Raw genomic sequence first — 18,063 nt, 5'->3', positions numbered from 1 at the left:
GCTACTCGCCATTCACTACTCGCTTTTGCTTTTCTTACAGCCGCTCCACGATCGTCACATTGGCCATGCCGCCGCCCTCGCACATGGTCTGCAGGCCGTAGCGCTTGCCGCGCTGGTGCAGCGCATGCACCAGCGTCGTCATCAGTTTGGTGCCGGAGCCGCCGAGGGGATGGCCGAGCGCGATGGCGCCGCCATTGACGTTGAGACGGTCCGGATCGGCACCGGTGGTCTTGAGCCACGCGGTCGGCACCGAGGCGAAGGCCTCGTTGACCTCGAACAGGTCGATGTCGCCGATCTTCATGCCGGCCTTTTGCAGTGCGCGCTCGGTGGCGTGCAGCGGTGCGTCCAGCATGATCACGGGATCGCCGCCCGTCATGGTCATGTGATGCACGCGCGCCAGCGGCTTGACACCGAGCTGCTTCAGGCCGCGCTCGTTCACCACCATGACGCCGGAGGCGCCGTCGCAGATCTGGCTGGCGCTGGCCGCGGTGAGCTTGCCGTTCTCGGCGATCAGCTTGACGCTCCTGATGCCGTCGAGGCTGACGTCGAAGCGGATGCCCTCGTCGATGTGATGCGTGTCCTTGGAGCCGTCGGCGCGGGTGATCTCGAGCGGCACGATCTCCTTCTTGAAGTGGCCGGCTTGCGTAGCCGCGATCGCGCGCTGGTGGCTGTTGTAGGAATATTCGTCGAGCGCGTCCTTCGACAGGCCGTACTTCTCGGCCATCATCTCCGCGCCGGTGAACTGGCTGAACACGATGTTGGGGTACTTGGTCTCGATCCCCGGGCTCTTGTAATTGCCGAAGCCGTTCTTGGCCGGGAGCTGCGAGGACAGGCCCATCGGCACCCGCGTCATCGATTCCACGCCGGCCGCGATCACAACGTCCATCGCACCGGACATCACCGCCTGTGCGGCAAAGTGCAGTGCCTGCTGCGAGGAGCCGCACTGGCGGTCGATCGAGGTGCCCGGCACGCTCTCCGGCAGCTTCGAGGCCATCACGGCGTTGCGGGCGACGTTGTTGGACTGCTCGCCGACCTGCATGACGCAGCCCATGATGACATCCTCGACCAAGGCGGGATCGACCTTGGTGCGGTCGACCAATTCGTCGAGCACCTTGGCGGCGAGATCGGCCGGATGCCAGCCGGCGAGGCGGCCCCCCTTGCGCCCGCCGGCGGTCCGCGCAGCGGCGACGATGTAAGCCTCGGCCATATTCGGTTTCTCCCTGATGGTTCTGAATGGGTTGGTTGTCGGGCGCGGATTAAAAGGGCGGAAGATCGTTTAGTCAATCGATCAATTAACTCTTGTGATGAGCCGCTGCTTGCGCTTATCTGCGCCCCTCTCCGCGGCGATGACAGGGATTTCGTGACTACCACCGTACCGACCAGGCTTCCGGCGACGAAGAGCTCCACGGCGGAGAAGCTGCTGGTGGCCGCGAGCGAACTGATGATCGAGCGCTCCTCGATCGAGATTTCGCTCAGCGACATCGCCCAGAAGTCCGGCGCCAACGCCGCCCTGGTCAAATATCACTTCGGCAACAAGGACGGCCTCTTGCTGGCGCTGCTCGCGCGCGATGCCGCGACCGAGCTGTCCAACCTCGAATTTCTCCTGGCGCAGCCAATCACGCCGACCGCGAAACTGAAGCTGCATATCGGCGGCATCATCCGCGCCTATCACCGGTTCCCCTACATGAACCGCCTGATTCACTATCTGCTGCACGAGAGTACGGCCGACTCCGCCGACGAGGTCTCGAAGTTTTTCGTCGCGCCGCTGCTCGACTTCCACCGCCGTCTGCTAGCCGAAGGCGTCAGCCGCGGCGAATTCCGCGCGACCGATCCCGTGCTGTTCTACACCAGCCTGATCGGCGCCTGCGATCACCTGTTCTTCGGCCGGCACGCGATGTCTCGCGCGACCGGCGTCGGCCCAGTCACCGACGAAGTCTGCCGGCAATACATCAAGCACATGGAAACGCTGATCTGCGGCGGCATCCTCACGCAAGCCGGGGAAGCCGCCGCGGCCGGATAATCGGCCAAAACCTTCAAGTCTAGAGAAGAAACGCCCAAGGAAAGGTAGCTTACGATGCAGTTGAAAGACGTAGCCGTTCTCATCACCGGCGGTGGTTCGGGCTTAGGTGCCGCAACCGCCCGCGCCATGGCCGCCAAGGGCGCCAAGATCGGCGTGATCGATCAGAACAAGGAAAACGCCGAGAAGGTCGCGGCTGAAGTGAAGGGCGTCGCGCTGCACGCCGACGTCACCAGCGAAGAGCAGATCAAGGCCGCGATCGCCAAGGCGGAAGCTGCGCACGGCGTCGCGCGCGTGCTGATGAACTGCGCCGGCATCGGCGGCTCGCAGCGTATCGTCGGCCGCGATGGCGTCTATCCCTTGGAGAAGTTTGCGCGCATCATCAATGTCAACCTGATCGGCACCTTCAACTGCCTGCGTCTGTTCGCCGAGCGTCTCGTCACGGCCGAGCCGATCGGCGAAGAGCGCGGCGTCATCGTCAACACGGCGTCGGTCGCGGCTTACGAGGGCCAGATCGGCCAGATCGCCTATTCGGCCTCGAAGGGCGGCGTCGTCGGCCTCACGCTACCGGCCGCGCGCGACCTCGCCAGCCAGAAGATCCGCGTCAACACCATTGCGCCCGGCCTGTTCTTTACGCCGCTGCTGATGGGCCTCAACGAAGAGGCCCGCAAGAGCCTTGGGGCCCAGGTGCCGCATCCCTCGCGCCTCGGCGATGCCGCCGAATACGGTGCGCTCGCGGTGCACATCGTCGAAAACCCGATGCTCAACGGCGAGACCATCCGCCTCGACGGCGCCATCCGCATGGCGCCAAGGTAAGAGGCGCTCTCTTCCCTTCTCCCCTTGTAGGAGAAGGTGGCGCGAAGCGCCGGATGAGGGGTCTCCATCCGCCGAGAAAAACCCCTCACCCAAGCGAATTCCTGGCTAGCGACGTGCTTGCCCTCTCCCACAAGGGGAGAGGGCACAATATCCGCCACCTCAAGCGCGGATGCAGGAGCGATCCATGTCCCAACCGCTGCTGATCGAGCATGACGACGGCGTCGACCGGGTGACGCTCAATCGTCCCGAAAGCCTCAATGCGCTCGATCCGTCGCTGATCGACGCACTCAACGTCTATTTCCAGGGCCTCCAGCGCAACCGCGACACGCGCGTTGTGGTGCTGAAGGGCGCGGGCAAGAATTTTTGCGCGGGCCTCGACCTCAAGCACGCGATGGCCCGCCGCGCCGGGCAGCAGGAGCCGCCCGGCGTCACCGAGTCCTTGGACTCGCAGCGGCGCATCGCTGACATCGTGATGCTGATGCGGCGCTGCCCGCAGCCGATCCTGGCGTTGGTGCAGGGCGCGGCGGCCGGCGGAGGTTTTGCGCTGGCGCTCGCCTCCGACATCCGCATCGCCACGAAGTCGGCACGGATGAACTGTGCCTTCATCAAGCTCGGGCTTGGCGGCTGCGACATCGGCACCAGCTATTTCTTGCCGCGCCTCATCGGAGTCTCTGTGGCCTCGGAGCTGATCCTCACCGGACGTTTCATCGGCGCGGAGCGCGCGCTCGCGGTGGGGCTCGTCTCCGAAGTCGTCGACGAAGACAAGCTCGATGACGCGGCTGCGCCTTACATCGATGCGATGACGACGGCATCGCCTGTGGGCCTGCGCTTGTCAAAAGAATGTCTCAATATGAGCGTCGACGCCGGATCGCTGGAAGCAGCGATTGCGATGGAGGACCGTAACCAGGTCCTGTGCAGCCGCTCCGAGGAATTTTCGGAGGGCATCAGGGCCTTCCTTGAGAAGCGAAAGCCTGTCTATATCAAGCGCTGAACGACCAAGATCCGCAAAGGACAATAATTCCGGGAGACGCAAAATGAATGGGAGTGCGGCGGCGGTGATGACGAAGCCCGCCTTTCGCAAGGTCGAGTGGCTGGCGCGCGACATCAATGTCGAACGCCGCGACGACGGCACGGTGGTGCTGAAGTCGCGCATTCCGCTGCAGCCTTACGAGAAGCACATCCCGGCATCGCTGGCGAAATGGGCGAAGCAAGCGCCCGAGCGCATTTGGCTCGCACAGCGCGGCGGACCCAATCGCGAATGGCGAAAGGTCTCCTACGACGAAGCCAAGCGTACCGTGGATGCGCTGACGCAAGCGCTGCTCAATCTCGGGCTCGACGGCCGTCCGGTCGCGATCCTCTCCGGCAATTCGATCGAGCACGCGCTCATGACGCAGGCGGCGATGCAGGCGCGTTCGCCGGCCGCGCCGGTGTCGCCTGCCTATTCCTTGATGAGCCACGATCACGCCAAGCTGAGATATCTGTTCGACCTGATCAAGCCGGCCGTCGTGATGGTGCAGGACGGCCCGACCTTCGGGAAGGCGCTGAAGGCGCTCAACCTCGCCGGCGTTACCGTCGTTCACGTCGCGCGGCCGTGTGACGGCATAAAGAGCGTGAGCTTCGCCGATCTCGCAGCGACCCCTGTGACTGCTGATGTCGAGGCGTCGATCGCAAAAATCACGCCGCAGACGATCGGCAAGCTGCTGTTCACCTCCGGCTCGACCGGCATGCCCAAGGCAGTCATCAACACCCAGGAGATGATGGGCGCCAATGCGGCGATGATGATGCAGGTGCGGCCGCGCACACCGGGTGGCCCGCTGCCGACCGTGCTCGACTGGATGCCCTGGAACCATACCATGGGCGGCAATGCGGCGTTCCATCCCGTGCTGGTCGATGGCGGTACGCTCTATATCGATGACGGCCGGCCGATGCCGGGCCAGTTCGAGGAGACGCTGCGCAATTTGCACGAGATCTCGCCGACCTATTACGCCAACGTGCCGGCCGGCTATGCAGCGCTCGCGGCGGCGATGGAGAAGGACGACGCGCTCTGCCGCTCCTTCTTCAAGAACCTCGCGATCATGGCCTATGGCGGCGCGCGGCTGCCGGACGATCTCTACGACCGCATGCAGGCGCTGGCGGTGAAGACCACCGGCGAGCGCATCGTGTTCTATACCGGCTGGGGCTCCACCGAGACCGCACCGACCTCGACCGGCACCTATTGGGACACCGAGCGCGTCGGCCTGATCGGCCTGCCGTTCCCCGGTGTCGAATTGAAGATGGTGCCGTGCGGCTCGAAGTACGAGCTGCGCCTGCGCGGCGTCAACGTCACGCCCGGCTATTTCGGCCAGCCCGAGCTGACCAAGAAGATGTTCGATGAGGAAGGCTTTTATTGCATCGGCGACGCCGGCATCTTCGTCGATGACAGCGATCCGGTGAAGGGCATCATCTTCGCCGGCCGCGTCGTCGAGGACTTCAAGCTTACGACCGGCACCTTCGTCCATGTCGGCTCGCTCCGCACCGATACGATCGCGGCCGCGACTCCGGTCGTGCATGACGCGCTGGTGACAGGACAGGATCGTCCCTTCATCGGCCTGCTGGCCTGGCCGAACCTGCATGCCTGCCGTCAGCTCACCGGCAGTCCCGAGCTGAGTTTCGAGGAAGCCGTGAAGCATCCCGACGTGATCGCCTGCTTCAGGCGCGGGCTGGAGACCCACAACAAGGACTGCGAAGGCGCGAGCAGCCGCATCATCGCGCGCGCCATGCTGATGGTCGAGCCGCCCTCGATCGACGGCAACGAGCTCACCGACAAGGGCTACATCAACCAGCGTGCCGGCCTCGAGCGCCGCGCTGCGCTGGTCGAGCGGCTCTATGCGGACAGGCCGGATCAGGACGTGATCGTGCTGCGATGAATGAAGATCCATCAACGCGTCATTCCGGGCTCGCCGATTGCGCGGCGCCCCGGAATGACGGCCTTGACGAATGACAACGAATAAGAAGGTAAGCCGCCATGAACTTCGATTTCTCTGACGACCAGAAACAACTCCGCGACCAGGCGCGGAAATTCCTCACCGAAAAGTGCTCGCCCAAGGCGGTGCGCGTCGTGCTCGACGGCAAGGCGCCTTATGACAGCGAACTGTGGAAGGGGCTCGCCGACATGGGCTTTCTCGGCGTTGCGATTCCCGAGGAATTCGGCGGCGCGGGTGCCGGCCATCTCGAGCTCTGCGTCATCGCCGAGGAGATGGGCCGGGCGAATGCGCCGGTGCCGTTCTCCTCGACCGTCTATCTCGCCGCCGAAGCGCTGCTGATCGCCGGCAGTGACGCGCAGAAGAAGAAATGGCTGCCCGCGATTGCCTCGGGCGAGGCGATCGGCACGCTGGCACTGTTCGAGGGCAAGGGCAATCCGTCGCCGAAGAGCATCAAAGTCGCCGCTTCGAACGGCGTGCTCAACGGCGTCAAGAAACCGGTCGCCGACGGCGCGATCGCCGATTTCGCGGTCGTCGCCGCGCGCACGGGAACGAGCGGGCGCGACAGCGATATCTCGCTGTTCCTGGTCGACCTCAGGGGCGGCGGCGTCGAGGTCAAAAACCTGACCAATCTCGATCCGACCCGTGGCCAGGCCGAGATCACCTTCAAGGATTGCAAGGCCGAACCGCTTGGCGCTCCCGGCGAAGGTTGGAGCATCCTCACCCAGGTGCTCGACCGTGCCGCGGTGCTGTGCGCCTTCGAGCAGGTCGGCGGTGCCGACCGCGCGCTAGAGATGGGCCGCGACTACGCGCTCGACCGCATCGCCTTCGGGCGCCAGATCGGCTCGTTCCAGGCAGTCAAGCACATGCTCGCGGATATGTATGTCTCGGCGACGCTGGCGCGCTCCAACAGCTATTACGGCGCCTGGGCGCTCTCCACCGATGCGGCCGAATTGCCCGAAGCAGCCGCCGCGGCGCGCATCAGCGCGACGCAGGCGTTCCAGCACTGCGCCAAGAACAACATCCAGGTCCATGGCGGCATGGGTTTCACCTGGGAGTTCGATTGCCACATGTACTACCGTCGCGCCAACGCCATGGCGCTCGGGCTCGGCAGCCTCACCTATTGGGAAGACCAGCTCATCGATCGCATGCGCAAGAAGAACGCGGCGTAACAACATTCTAGAGAAGTGGTGGGTTACGCCTTCGGCTAACCCACCCTACGGAAGACAGAGAAGCGTAATGAACTTCGACGACACCCCGCAGGAAGCCGAATTCCGCAGCCAAGCCCGCGCCTGGATCGCCGCGAACGCGCCCACGCAGTACGAGGAGGAGCTGCGCAAATCCTCGCTCGGCCGCACGCAGCTCAAGAACGCTGACATCCTCGAGGTCGCAAAAGCCTGGCAGAAGAAGAAGGCCGACGCCGGCTGGGCCTGCCTGCACTGGCCGAAGGAATATGGCGGGCGCGGATCGTCGCCGATCGAGCGCGTGATCTGGCAGCAGGAGGAGGGCCCGTTCGGCAAGCTCTCCCATATGTTCATCATCGGCCACGGCATGTGCGGGCCGACCATGATGGCGTTCGCGCGCGAGGAGCATAAGCGCAAATATCTGCCGCCGCTCGCTTCCGGCGAGAAGGTCTGGTGCCAGCTCTTTTCCGAGCCGGCTGGCGGTTCCGACGTCGCGGGCTTGCGCACGCGCGCCGAGAAGGACGGCGACGAATGGGTGATCAACGGCCAGAAGATCTGGACCTCGGGCGCGCACTATTCCGACTACGGCATCCTCCTGACGCGCACCGATCCCACCGTACCCAAGCACAAGGGCCTCACCATGTTCTTCCTGGACATGAAGAGTCCGGGCGTCGAGGTGCGGCCGATCAAGCAGGCGAGCGGCGCGTCCGACTTCAACGAGGTCTATTTCACCAACGTCCGCATTCCCGATCACCAGCGCCTCGGCGAGGTCAATGACGGCTGGAACGTCTCGCTGACCACGCTGATGAACGAGCGCATGTCGATCGGTGCGGGCGTGGCGACAGGCTTTCCGGAGCTGTTCGACTATTGCTCCGGCCTGATGCTGGAGGATGGACCGGCGATCGAGAACGCAGCGGTGCGCTCGAAGCTCGCGAACTGGGCGGTGAAGGCGAGCGGGCTGAAATACACCAGCATGCGCGCGATCTCGGCGCTGTCGAAAGGCGAGCGGCCGGGGCCTGAAAATTCCATCGGCAAGCTGGTCGCTGGCTCCATGATCCAGGACGTTGCGGCCTACGCGCTCGATCTGCAAGGAGCCGGCGTGATCAGCGGTTCTGAAGACGCCGAAGTCGCCGGCCGCTTTCAGGCGATGCTGCTGCGCGCGCCGGGTACGCGCGTCGAGGGCGGCACCGACGAGATCATGCGTAACATCATCGCCGAGCGAGTGCTGGGACTGCCCGGCGACATCCGCGTCGACAAGGACGTGCCGTTCAACAAGATCCCGACGAAGGGAAGATGAGTTCGAAAAGTAGGGTGGGTTAGCCCCGCGGATGCGCGAAGCGCAATCCGCTAGGCGCCTATCCTACGCAGAAGTGAGGTCCGCCATGAATTTCGACGACACGCCGCAGGAAGCCGCATTCCGCGAGACAGCGCGCAAATGGATCGACGCCAACGCGCCGAAGGAGCTCGAGGCTGAGCTATCGAAATCCTCGCTCGGCCGCATCCGGCTTGCGAAGCACGACATCGTCGATGTCGGCAAGGCCTGGCAGAAGAGGAAGTTCGAAGGTAACTGGGCCTGCCTGCACTGGCCGAAGGAATATGGCGGGCGCGGCGCGACGCCGATCGAGCGCGTGATCTGGCAGCAGGAGGAGGGCGTCTACGGCAAGCTGACGCAGCCGTTCCAGATCGGCGAGGGCATGTGCGGCCCGACCGTGATGGCCTGGGGCAGCGAGGATGCCAAGCGCCGGTACTTGCCAAAACTCGCCGCGGGCGAGGAGATCTGGTGCCAGCTTTTCTCCGAGCCGTCCGCCGGCTCGGACGTCGCAGGGCTCCGCACGCGCGCGGAGAAGAAGGGCGACAGTTGGGTCGTCAACGGCCAGAAGATCTGGACCTCGGGCGCGCATTATTCCGACTATGGCCTCCTGATCGCGCGCACCGATCCGAACGTGCCCAAGCACAAGGGCCTCACCATGTTCTTCCTGGACATGAAGAGCCCAGGGGTCGAGGTCCGCCCGATCAAGCAGGCCAACGGCATGCAGGAGTTCAACGAGGTCTATTTCACCGACGTGGTGATCCCCGACAGCCAGCGCCTCGGCGCCGTCGGCGAAGGCTGGAGCGTTTCGCTGACCACGCTGATGAACGAGCGCATGTCGATCGGCGCGCGGCTCGCGACCGGCGTGCCGGAGATGTTCGAGTTCTGCTCCAAACTGATGCTGGAGGATGGCCTCGCCATCGACGATCCCGCGGTGCGCTCGAAGCTCGCGAGCTGGGCGGTGAAGTCGAGCGGGCTGAAATACACGAGCTACCGCGCGATCTCGGCGCTGTCGAAGGGCGAGCGGCCTGGCCCTGAAAACTCGATCGGAAAGCTGGTGTCGGGCCTGATGCTACAAGACATCGCCGCTTACGCGATGGACCTCCAGGGCGCGGCCGGCGTTCTCACGGGAATGGACGAGGAAACCGCGCACGGCCAGTTCCAGCAGATGCTGCTGTCCTCGCCCTCGATGCGCATCGCGGGCGGCACCGACGAGATCCTGCGCAACATCATCGCCGAGCGCGTGCTGGGCCTGCCCGGTGACATCCGCGTTGACAAGGACGTGCCGTATAACAAGATCCCCACGAAGGGACGTTGATTTGGAATCGTAGGGTGGGTTAGCGACGCGTAACCCACTAGTGCTCTCAATGACGATCGATAGAAGAGGTGGGTTACGCCTTCGGCTAACCCACCCTACGGAAGACAAAGGTTGCGCCATGGATGCGAAATCACCCAACGCCCGCTACGCCACCGAAGATCGCATCGGGGTGCTCGAGGAGCTCCTCAACGAGCGCTACTCCGTGCGTGCATTCCTGCCGAGGGAGGTCGACCGCGCGACCATCGAGCACGTGCTGAGGACCGCCCAGCGCACCGCGTCCTGGTGCAACAGCCAGCCCTGGCAGGTGCTGATCGCCAGCGGCGCGGCCAAGGAGCGCTTTCACAAGGCGATCTATGCGGAAGCCGCATCCGGCGCCAAGGACGACCATGATTTCACCCCGCCGCGCGAATATGTCGGCGTCTACCTCGAACGCCGCCGCGAGAGCGGCTTTCAGCTCTACAACACGCTGGGCATTGCCCGCGGCGACAAGGCGGCCTATGCCAAGCAGGCGCTGGAGAATTACAATTTCTTCGGCGCGCCGCATGTGGCTGTGATCCACACCAACGAGCCGCTCGGGATCTACGGCGCGATCGACTGCGGTGCTTATGTCAGCAATTTCATGCTCGCCGCCCAGGCGCTCGGGCTCGGCACCATTCCGCAGGCCGCGCTTGCGCGCCACTCCGGGCTGATCCGGCGTCACTTCAACTTGCCCGACGACCGCCGCGTCGTCTGCGGCATCTCGTTCGGCTATGCCGATCACGCTCACAAGGTCAACAGCTACCGCACCTCGCGCGCGAGTGTTGCGGATACTGTGACCTTCGCGGACGAGTGAGATTCTCCTACGTCGTCATTGCGAGCGAAGCGAAGCAATCCAGAATCCCACCGAGGAGACATCTCTGGATTGCTTCGCTTCGCTCGCAATGACGACGATGAAGTAGTCTTCTCTCAACTTTCGTCGGACGACCGGAGTGACACGTAGCAAAACCCCGGTCGCTGTGCGACCGAGGCTTGTTTGCCGAAAGCGAGATCTCAGTACATCCCGTACGCGCAGACGTTCACGACGCGGACGCGCAGGCCGTGGCGGGTCTGGATGGCGCGCTCCTGGTAGCAGTTGCTGACGCCGGTGTTGACGTAGAGGCCGCCATAACCCCAGCCCCAGCCGGGACCCCAGTGATGGTGGAAGCCGTGGGCCGATGCAGCGTTGGGCGCGAGGGCGGCAACACCGAGCGAGCCGGCGGCGATCAGACCAAGTGCAAGCTTGCGAAACATCTTCATTCTCCAGTTTGGCGCAAGGCCGTTGTTGTGTCCCTGCGTTTCGGTCGAGCCGAGCTGCGAATCCGTTCACGCCATGACGGGAGAATCGTGTTTCAGGACTGTTTCGTCGGTTGCGGAGGGTAAAAATGTTCGCTGAAGGTGGCGCCTCAAATCCGACTCGTCGTCCCGGGGCGCGCGAAGCGCGAGCCCGGGACCCATAACCACAAGATTTGGCTTGGCGAAGATTGGTAACCACGATCTCGCGCCACAACCGCTTCCTGTGGTTATGGGTCCCGGCCTTCGCCGGGACGACGAGCGAATATGGGGCTCGCTCACCCGATCCCCAACCGCCAATCTGCCAATCCAGACTTGCGCTTCTCAAAACCGCGGCGGCCGCTTTTCCGCGAACGCCTTGATGCCTTCCTTGATCTCGTCGCCGCGCATGCTGTCGCGATGGCGCTGGTCGGCGGCGGCCTCATTGAGCTCGCCGCGGGCGAATTCGTTGATGGCGCGCTTCATGCCGCGCATCGCGTTCGGCGCGTTGCCGGCCAGGATCGCAGCTAACTTGTCGATCTCCTCGTCGAGCGATTCCTCCGGCACCATGTCGGTGAGATAGCCGATCCGCAGCATCTCCGGCGCACTGATCTTCTGCGCGGTCAGGAATAGTCTTTTGGCGTTGTCGACGCCGAGACGCGTCACGTAGCGCTTGATGCCGCTCTTGTAGTAGTGCAGCCCGAGCCGCGCCGCGGGCATGAACATCTCGGCGGTATCGACGCCGATGCGGAAATCGCAGGCGAGCGCGAGGTCGGTCGCGCCGCCATAGACGCCGCCGTTGAGCCGGCAGATCGTCGGCACGCCGAGATCCTCCAGCCGGTTGACGACCACCTCGAACGCCGAGCCGGCACTCTGCTGCTCCTTGGCGCTCACCGCGCGCTCGGCCACCGAGTTGAGGTCGTAGCCCGCGGAGAAGGCGCGCCCCGTGCCGGTGAGCACCAGCACGCGGATTGCGGGATCCGCCTCGATCCGGTCGAACAGCTTCATGAGCTCGCCGAGATCTTCGGCCTGGAGCCGGTTGAGATGCTTCGGGCGGTTGAGGCGGATGGTGGCGCGCGCGCCGGTGATTTCGAGCACGGGGCTGCTGGCCGCGTCGGCTGTCTCCGACATTCTTGTCTCCGTTTATTTGTTCTCGAGCGCGCGGCGCTTGGCTTCCGCATCGATGGTCTCGGCGAGATCCGGATGACGCGCCATCAGCACGCGGAAGTCGACGAGGTCGAGCACCAGGAGCCGCGATACTTTCGTGGTCGCGACGTTGGCGCCGCGCACATTGTTGCCGAGCAGCGCCATCTCGCCGAAGAAGGCGCCCTCGCCGAGCTGCACCTTCTTGCCAGGCAGATCGACCTCGACCTCGCCGGCCGCAATGAAATACATGCAGTCGCCCTGCTGGCCCTTCCGGATGATCATGGTGCGGGCCGGCAGCTCCATGGTGCGCAGCATGTGGGTGACGTCGGCGATCGCTGCGGGGCCGAGGGCGGCGAAGAACGGCACCTTGCTGACGGACTCCCAGGTCTTCAGGAAATTGTCGCGCCGGGTCTCGGCGGCGAATCCGGTCGCCAAAATACCGGTCCAGAGCCCGAACACGCCGAGGCCGGAGATCATCACCAGCGCCGCCACCATGCGGCCGAGCGGCGTCACCGGCACGACATCGCCATAGCCCGTGGTCGTCAGGGTCACCACCGCCCACCACAGCGCGGCCGGGACGCTGCCGAAGGTCTGCGGCTGCACGTCCCGCTCCAGGAAATATTCGGCGACCGAGGCGAGGAAGACCACCATCAGGAAGATCACGAGCACGCTGATCAGTGGGCCCGATTCCAGCACCAGCACGCGGCGAAGCTGCCGCAGGCCGGGAATGCCCGGCACCACCTTCATGACCCAGAGCACGCTGAGCAGCCAGGCCGTTCTGGGTTCGATGCCCAAGATCAGTGCTGTCGGGACGGCCAGCGCCCCGATCGCGTCGACCAGCCCTGCGGAGGTGGACATGTAGAGCGAAAGACGCCGTTGCCGCGCCATGTGGCGCAGCCGGACCACCCATTCGAACACGAAGTAGAGAAGGCAGGCCCACAGCAGGCCATCGAGCCAGCGGTACGCCGCCTCATAGGCCGGGTTGACCGTCAGCAGCACCATGGCCGCGACACCGAGGATCACCGCGCCATACGCCGCCTTGGTCATGTTGCGGCCGGCCGTGGCGGCTACGAACTGCGCCAGAGCGGGGATCAAGGATTTGCACATGCGGGGAGGCGGCCCGGGTCTGGGGATAGGATTTGGAGGTCCCGGTTGGGACGTCGGCGCCAAAGTGCCCGTGCGGGCGGGGGGCGTCAACGACGGGCAAGGACAGTTTGACCGGCGGCGTCAAAAGGAAGCCGATCGGGCGGCGTCACCGGCCGGTCTCGATCCGCCATGCCGGGGAGGTGACAGGCAGACCGGCCACTACTTGAAATGCGGCGGCTCGTCGTAGCCGCGGCGGCTGCTGAAGAACAGCAGGACCATCAGGCCGACGCCGACGATCACGGAGAACCCTGCGCCCAGGGCGAGCGCCACGTAGCCTTCCGTCGGGATCGGGTCTCCCTCGACCGCCATCGCGGAATAGGCGAAATAGCCAACCGCCGCCAGCATTCCCAGGAGGAGGATGACGAGGAGTGTACGCATGCCGCGTTCTCCGGTTGTATTCGGCACCCCAACGGTTGCGGATCGGGAGGGTTCCCGGGGTTCCGAACGCTGATCCAGGCGAAATGCCGGGTCGTCTTCGAGCTCGGTTGCTGCGCCTGCGAGATCAGGCGCTCTGTGCGGTCTTCACCACCACGACATTGGTGTCGTCGTGCGGCGCGGGGGCGTCCTTCTCCACCTCGGCGGCATGGCGCTTCAGGTAGTCGCGGCGCATACCTATCTCGTCGCGGACGAATTCATAGCCGAGCTTGAACGTGTCGAGTCCATCGGTACTGATCGTGCCGTCCCGGAGCCCGATGATCGCGCCGCGCAGAATGCCCTCGAGCTCGTCCTGAAGACATTCGAGCTGATCCAACGAATGGGCCTGCTCGATGCGCTCGCCGATGTCGAGGATCGCGGTGGACAGCTCGCTGGCCTTCTCCGGTGCGATCCGGGTGATCTTGGCGTAGATCGCGGCGAAGATAGAGCCGATGACGCTGAGCGCGGCAGCGCCCAGGTACATCATGTCGCTGTACTTATCCATGAACGACTTGGTGTCGTCGTTGATGTAGTCGGCCGCGCCCTGATGCGCCATCACGAGGGCGTCCTTCTCGGTGGAGGCCGGCTCGATGCGCGTGGCAAAGCCGCTATCGAGCCCGAGCGCAGACTTGTTCTCGTAGATGATGCGCGCGAGGTCGCCGGCCGTGGTCACGGACATCCTGGACTGTGCGACCAGAAGCCATTCGAGCCCGATCGTATCGAAGGACCTGCTGCTGATTGGTCTTGATCACCTTGGGGCGCCGCGGCGGCTGCTGCTCGGTGGGTGCCGTCGGGCCTACAGTACTCAGGGCAGCACTCTGGCCTTACGCTGGGTGGCGGGCGGCGGATTTGCCGGCTGCGCGCGCCTGAAAATTCGTACATGCCTGAAAAAAGAACGATATTCTCTACCTGGGGATGATAGCTTCCTGGCAGGAGAATGCAAATTTTGAGCCGAAGGTAACCTGACTTGGCGCGTCCGCGTCGATTGGTCGTCCTATCGCCGTTCGGCCACAGTTGGCGATTTTCGAGTTCCCCCCGGATGCATTCCGCCGCGGGAAATGTCATAAAAGATCGATCCCGGAGATTTGGCCGGGTCCAAGAAGAAGTTGCGCTGAACGCTCCATTTTTGCTTCCCACGTCAATGAGGGCGTCAGCTTTGTCGTTTCCACCCATGTCATCGGCGGTTCCGGTTGAAGCGCTCATTGGCTGGATGATGCTGCTTACCTTCAAGCACATCATCGCCGATTTCGTGCTGCAAACCGCTTGGATGGCGCACGGCAAGGACCAGAAGCACGGCTGGGGTCTGCCGCTGCTGGTGCACTGCCTGATTCACCTTGCGGTTGCGCTGCCGCTGATCCTGATCGTGGCGCCACGATTCTGGTTCGTGGCGCTGATCGATTTCGCGATTCACATTACGGTCGACCGGGCCAAGGGTCTTGTCTCGGCCAATTTCGGCGTCAACCAGGAGCACCCCTGGTTCTGGACCCTGATCGGCGTCGACCAGGCGCTGCACCACCTCACCGGTTTCGGTCTCTCCATCTTCATGGCCGCCAACTGACGCCGGGGCGCTCCCGATGGGGGCTCGGCCTCATGGTTCGCCCGGCGATGCAAAGCATCGTCCGGAGACGAGCCAAGCGGCGCTCCTCACCATGAGGGTCAAAGATCTTCCCGCAAACCCAGACTTCATCCTGAGGAGCCCGCCGAAGGCGGGCGTCTCGAAGGATGCGCCGCAACGGGACCGCCCGCGCCTGATTCGCGGCCTGGGCGCAACAACCCTGCGGAACTACCGGTCAGTGTGGTTAACCTTTCATTAGAGAATTGCGCTGCATCTTCGGCGTCGAGGGAGAACTGCAATGTTTTCAAGCCGCGACGCCTACGAAAGCGATTTCTGCCCGGTCCGCGACGAACTCCTTGGCGAGATGTATCGCGCCAGTGAAAGCGGCCTGCCGAGGCTGGTTGAGAGTGTTTCCCCCGAGGTCCGCGCGAGGCTGGCGCTGTTCTGCTACCGCCGCAGCCACCTGCATTCGCTGGCGGTCGCGATCGCGGCGAGCTGCAGCGAGCGCGACCTGGTCGATAACGGCGGCCGCGTCGGCTCGACGCTCTACGCGCTGTCGCGCGAGCGCTCGGCCAAATCGACATTGTCCGTGTCGGGCGGTCGCAAGCCGATTACGCTATCGACCAAGCCGCTCTCTGTGCTCGCGCCACTTGAGGACGAGCTCGACGACGACGACCTCGCCGAGGCCGTTCCGGCTTAGACTACCGCGATCACCGGCAGTCCGAATTTCCGCCGCGCCATGGCGCATTCGGCGTCGCCCGGCATGCAGGTGCGGCAGACCTCCGGCCGCACCTGATAGATGCCGCAGGCGGTCGCCGTCCCGATCTCTCCTTGCAAAGCCGCGCAGCGATCGCCCTCGCAGCGCATGCCCGATTGCCGATCGTTGACGAGCTTTTCCGGGATCAGCGCAAGTTCATCATCGCTCTCGATCGAGAAGCGCGGCCAGTTTGCCGAATAGGCACAACAGGCGCCGCAAGCCTGGCAGCAGGTCGACAGGTCGACGGCGAACGTCCCATCAATCGCCATTACGTATCCTTCGGCGGGCCCCAGACCAGGCTCTGCCGCCATTTCGCGCGCAGCACGTCGCGCCGCTCCGGATATCTCTCGTCGAGATAGGTCGCCTCCACGACGCGATCGGTGCGGAAGCTGCGGAAGTCGCTGCGCAGCTCGCACCAGGCCGCGAGCAGGCGGACCGCTTCGAGATAGCCGACCGCGATCGGCCAAATCATGCGCTCGCTGGGGCGGCCCTGCTCGTCGCGATAGCGCAGCATGATCTTCTTGCCTTCATGGATCTGGGTGCGCGTGCGCACCATGTCCATGCGGTCAGGCTCCCTGTTCCAGCTTGGCCGGGCGCGGCTTGCGGGCTCCAGCACGAACGGCCGCAGCCGTTCGGGCACAGTGTCGGCGATCTTGGCCATGAGGTCTTCGGCGGCACGCGCCAGTGCCGCGTCGGCATGGCCAGCGACCCATTGCGCCCCGAGCACCGCCGCCTCGATCTCGTCAGGTGTCAGCATCAACGGTGGCAGGTCAAAGCCCTTTTCCAGGATGTAGCCCATGCCGGCCTCGCCGCGGATCGGCACGCGCTGGCCGATCAGCGTGGCGATGTCGCGATAGACGGTGCGCTTGGAGGTCTCGAGCTCGGCCGCGATCGCGTCGGCCGTGAGCGGTTTGCGGCTGCGCCTCAGCACCTGGATGATCTGAAACAGCCGGTCGGCACGTCTCATGACAGTTCTCTTCGCAAATCCGTGATCGCAGGCGGCTCAAAAAACGGCGCGCGGCTGCTGACAGGATGTTGGCAGCAGGGGAGTTCTATACCGGGACAACGCTTCGACAGAAGAGGATTTGTCCATGTTCATTCCCACCCAATTCGGCACGGCCGTCCCGTTATGGCGGGTACAGGCCTCGCTGCACGCCTTGCTGCCTACTTGGGCGTTCGGGCGCCTCATGTCACTCGATCTGATGTTCATCGACTTCCGCCTTGCGTTGGTGAGCCTTGTGACCCGCTCGCTGGTCCAGGTCGCGAACGCGTTGGTCCGCCACCTCATGGGCCGGGCCTGGCGGGGGGCTCGTTTCACCAAGGATATCACGGCTGCTGCCACCATGGTGGCAGCAGCCGGACGATAGGTTCCATCGCATCTTTCGAGGATCAGGAGCGCGAGACATGATCACCCTTTACGGCTTCGGTGTCGGATTCGGCCTGCCGGAAATCAGCCCTTTCGTCACCAAGACCGAGGTGCAGCTCAAGATGGCGGAGCTGCCGTATCGGAAGGAGCGGGCGATGCCGCCCGCCTCGCCCAAGGGGCAGTTGCCCTTCATCGACGATGATGGCGAGGCGGTCGCCGATTCCACCTTCATCCGCGCCCATATCGAACGCCGATACGGATTCGATTTCGACGCCGGCCTCAGCCTGCAGCAGCGCGCGCAGGCCTGGGCCTTCGAGCGGATGATCGAGCATCACGTCTACTGGGCGCTGGTCGGGGCGCGCTGGGTCGATCCGGTCAATTTCGCCAAGGGGCCTGCGCACTTCTTCGACGGCGCGCCGGAGCACAACCGTGAGAAGCTGCGCGAGGATGCGCAATTTCGGGTCGCCGAGAATTATCTGCTCTCCGGTCTCGGCCGCCATGCGCCTGATGACGATGTCGATCTCGCCGTACGCTCGCTGTTTGCGCTTTCGGTGCAGCTCGGCGACAAGTCCTATCTGATGGGCGACAAGCCGTGCGGCGTCGATGCGACCGCCTTCGGCGCGCTCGCCGGAATCCTCACGCCGTTCTTCGAATCCAAGCTGCGCGGGCGGGCCGAGGAGTTTCCGAACCTCACCGCCTATGTCGACCGGATGATGGTCAAGTACTATCCGGAGTTTGCCTGGAGCAGGCTTGCTCAGGCTGCCTGAAGCTCGGCGCCACGCCGCGCA

Annotated in this window: 20 protein-coding genes and 1 pseudogene; 13 read left to right on the top strand and 8 right to left on the bottom strand. The window is 64.3% G+C overall.

Annotated features, from left to right (window positions below):
• Nucleotides 1–34 precede the first annotated feature (34 nt).
• The gene (locus MTX21_RS22835) at nt 35–1,207 is read right to left on the bottom strand and encodes an acetyl-CoA C-acetyltransferase (protein ID WP_280966924.1); all 1,173 of its coding nucleotides are present in this window, start codon (nt 1,205–1,207) and stop codon (nt 35–37) included.
• Between the two features lie 153 nt (nt 1,208–1,360).
• Here MTX21_RS22835 and MTX21_RS22830 point away from each other — a divergent pair, with 153 nt between their 5' ends.
• The 8 genes from MTX21_RS22830 (at nt 1,361) to MTX21_RS22795 (ending at nt 10,436) form a co-directional block, all read left to right on the top strand.
• A complete protein-coding gene (locus MTX21_RS22830; protein ID WP_280966923.1) occupies nt 1,361–2,020 on the top strand; it encodes a TetR family transcriptional regulator in 660 nt (219 codons plus the stop codon).
• Nucleotides 2,021–2,074: 54 nt separating this feature from the next.
• Nucleotides 2,075–2,833: an SDR family NAD(P)-dependent oxidoreductase gene (locus MTX21_RS22825; protein ID WP_280966922.1), complete on the top strand. Its 759-nt coding sequence runs from the start codon at nt 2,075–2,077 to the stop codon at nt 2,831–2,833.
• A 184-nt stretch (nt 2,834–3,017) separates the two neighbouring features.
• Nucleotides 3,018–3,824, top strand: a complete 807-nt coding sequence (locus MTX21_RS22820; RefSeq protein WP_280966921.1) for an enoyl-CoA hydratase-related protein — start codon at nt 3,018–3,020, stop codon at nt 3,822–3,824.
• A 43-nt stretch (nt 3,825–3,867) separates the two neighbouring features.
• Nucleotides 3,868–5,739: an AMP-binding protein gene (locus MTX21_RS22815; RefSeq protein ID WP_280966920.1), complete on the top strand. Its 1,872-nt coding sequence runs from the start codon at nt 3,868–3,870 to the stop codon at nt 5,737–5,739.
• 98 nt (nt 5,740–5,837) lie between these two features.
• On the top strand, nt 5,838–6,965 hold the full coding sequence (locus tag MTX21_RS22810) for an acyl-CoA dehydrogenase family protein (protein WP_280966919.1): 1,128 nt from the start codon (nt 5,838–5,840) through the stop codon (nt 6,963–6,965).
• Nucleotides 6,966–7,032: 67 nt separating this feature from the next.
• The gene (locus MTX21_RS22805) at nt 7,033–8,274 is read left to right on the top strand and encodes an acyl-CoA dehydrogenase (RefSeq protein ID WP_280966918.1); all 1,242 of its coding nucleotides are present in this window, start codon (nt 7,033–7,035) and stop codon (nt 8,272–8,274) included.
• A gap of 85 nt (nt 8,275–8,359) precedes the next feature.
• A complete protein-coding gene (locus MTX21_RS22800; RefSeq protein ID WP_280966917.1) occupies nt 8,360–9,604 on the top strand; it encodes an acyl-CoA dehydrogenase in 1,245 nt (414 codons plus the stop codon).
• A gap of 118 nt (nt 9,605–9,722) precedes the next feature.
• Nucleotides 9,723–10,436, top strand: coding sequence for a nitroreductase (locus MTX21_RS22795; RefSeq protein ID WP_280966916.1), 714 nt, complete (start codon nt 9,723–9,725; stop codon nt 10,434–10,436).
• A gap of 197 nt (nt 10,437–10,633) precedes the next feature.
• Here MTX21_RS22795 and MTX21_RS22790 read toward each other — a convergent pair whose 3' ends face one another.
• The 5 genes and pseudogenes from MTX21_RS22790 to MTX21_RS22770 all read right to left on the bottom strand — a co-directional run.
• Nucleotides 10,634–10,873, bottom strand: a complete 240-nt coding sequence (locus MTX21_RS22790; RefSeq protein ID WP_280966915.1) for a hypothetical protein — start codon at nt 10,871–10,873, stop codon at nt 10,634–10,636.
• Between the two features lie 363 nt (nt 10,874–11,236).
• Nucleotides 11,237–12,022, bottom strand: coding sequence for an enoyl-CoA hydratase/isomerase family protein (locus MTX21_RS22785; RefSeq protein WP_280966914.1), 786 nt, complete (start codon nt 12,020–12,022; stop codon nt 11,237–11,239).
• 12 nt (nt 12,023–12,034) lie between these two features.
• Nucleotides 12,035–13,144 (bottom strand): cyclic nucleotide-gated ion channel, encoded by a 1,110-nt coding sequence (locus MTX21_RS22780; RefSeq protein ID WP_280966913.1) that lies wholly within the window; start codon nt 13,142–13,144, stop codon nt 12,035–12,037.
• 198 nt (nt 13,145–13,342) lie between these two features.
• A complete protein-coding gene (locus MTX21_RS22775; protein WP_280966912.1) occupies nt 13,343–13,561 on the bottom strand; it encodes a hypothetical protein in 219 nt (72 codons plus the stop codon).
• Between the two features lie 124 nt (nt 13,562–13,685).
• A pseudogene (locus MTX21_RS22770) lies at nt 13,686–14,318 on the bottom strand (C4-dicarboxylate ABC transporter substrate-binding protein); the annotation flags it as partial.
• Between MTX21_RS22770 and MTX21_RS22765 the strand changes: the two are divergent.
• From MTX21_RS22765 to MTX21_RS22755, 3 genes are all read left to right on the top strand, one after another.
• Nucleotides 14,263–14,547 carry a hypothetical protein gene (locus tag MTX21_RS22765; RefSeq protein ID WP_280966910.1) on the top strand — a complete coding sequence of 95 codons (285 nt, stop codon included), beginning with the start codon at nt 14,263–14,265 and terminating at the stop codon, nt 14,545–14,547. The pseudogene MTX21_RS22770 and the gene MTX21_RS22765 overlap by 56 nt on opposite strands.
• A 260-nt stretch (nt 14,548–14,807) precedes the next feature.
• Complete coding sequence (locus MTX21_RS22760; RefSeq protein WP_280971140.1) at nt 14,808–15,155, top strand: DUF3307 domain-containing protein; 348 nt, start codon at nt 14,808–14,810, stop codon at nt 15,153–15,155.
• A 295-nt stretch (nt 15,156–15,450) separates the two neighbouring features.
• Nucleotides 15,451–15,852 carry a hypothetical protein gene (locus tag MTX21_RS22755; RefSeq protein ID WP_280966909.1) on the top strand — a complete coding sequence of 134 codons (402 nt, stop codon included), beginning with the start codon at nt 15,451–15,453 and terminating at the stop codon, nt 15,850–15,852.
• Here the strand turns inward: MTX21_RS22755 and MTX21_RS22750 are convergent.
• Both MTX21_RS22750 and MTX21_RS22745 read right to left on the bottom strand, forming a co-directional pair.
• Complete coding sequence (locus MTX21_RS22750; RefSeq protein ID WP_280966908.1) at nt 15,849–16,178, bottom strand: YkgJ family cysteine cluster protein; 330 nt, start codon at nt 16,176–16,178, stop codon at nt 15,849–15,851. The two genes, MTX21_RS22755 and MTX21_RS22750, sit on opposite strands and share 4 nt — an antisense overlap.
• Nucleotides 16,178–16,876, bottom strand: coding sequence for a YafY family protein (locus tag MTX21_RS22745; protein ID WP_279373205.1), 699 nt, complete (start codon nt 16,874–16,876; stop codon nt 16,178–16,180). The genes MTX21_RS22750 and MTX21_RS22745 overlap by 1 nt, the downstream gene beginning before the upstream one ends.
• Before the next feature lie 124 nt (nt 16,877–17,000).
• Between MTX21_RS22745 and MTX21_RS22740 the strand changes: the two genes are divergently transcribed.
• Together MTX21_RS22740 and MTX21_RS22735 are read left to right on the top strand one after the other, a co-directional pair.
• Complete coding sequence (locus MTX21_RS22740; protein WP_280966907.1) at nt 17,001–17,276, top strand: hypothetical protein; 276 nt, start codon at nt 17,001–17,003, stop codon at nt 17,274–17,276.
• Nucleotides 17,277–17,313: 37 nt separating this feature from the next.
• Nucleotides 17,314–18,042: a glutathione S-transferase family protein gene (locus tag MTX21_RS22735; protein WP_280966906.1), complete on the top strand. Its 729-nt coding sequence runs from the start codon at nt 17,314–17,316 to the stop codon at nt 18,040–18,042.
• Nucleotides 18,043–18,063: the final 21 nt, after the last annotated feature.

This window comes from Bradyrhizobium sp. ISRA430 (genome assembly GCF_029909975.1).
In the GTDB taxonomy this organism is placed as follows: Bacteria; Pseudomonadota; Alphaproteobacteria; order Rhizobiales; family Xanthobacteraceae; genus Bradyrhizobium.
This window is presented reverse-complemented; position numbering and strand designations above follow the sequence as displayed.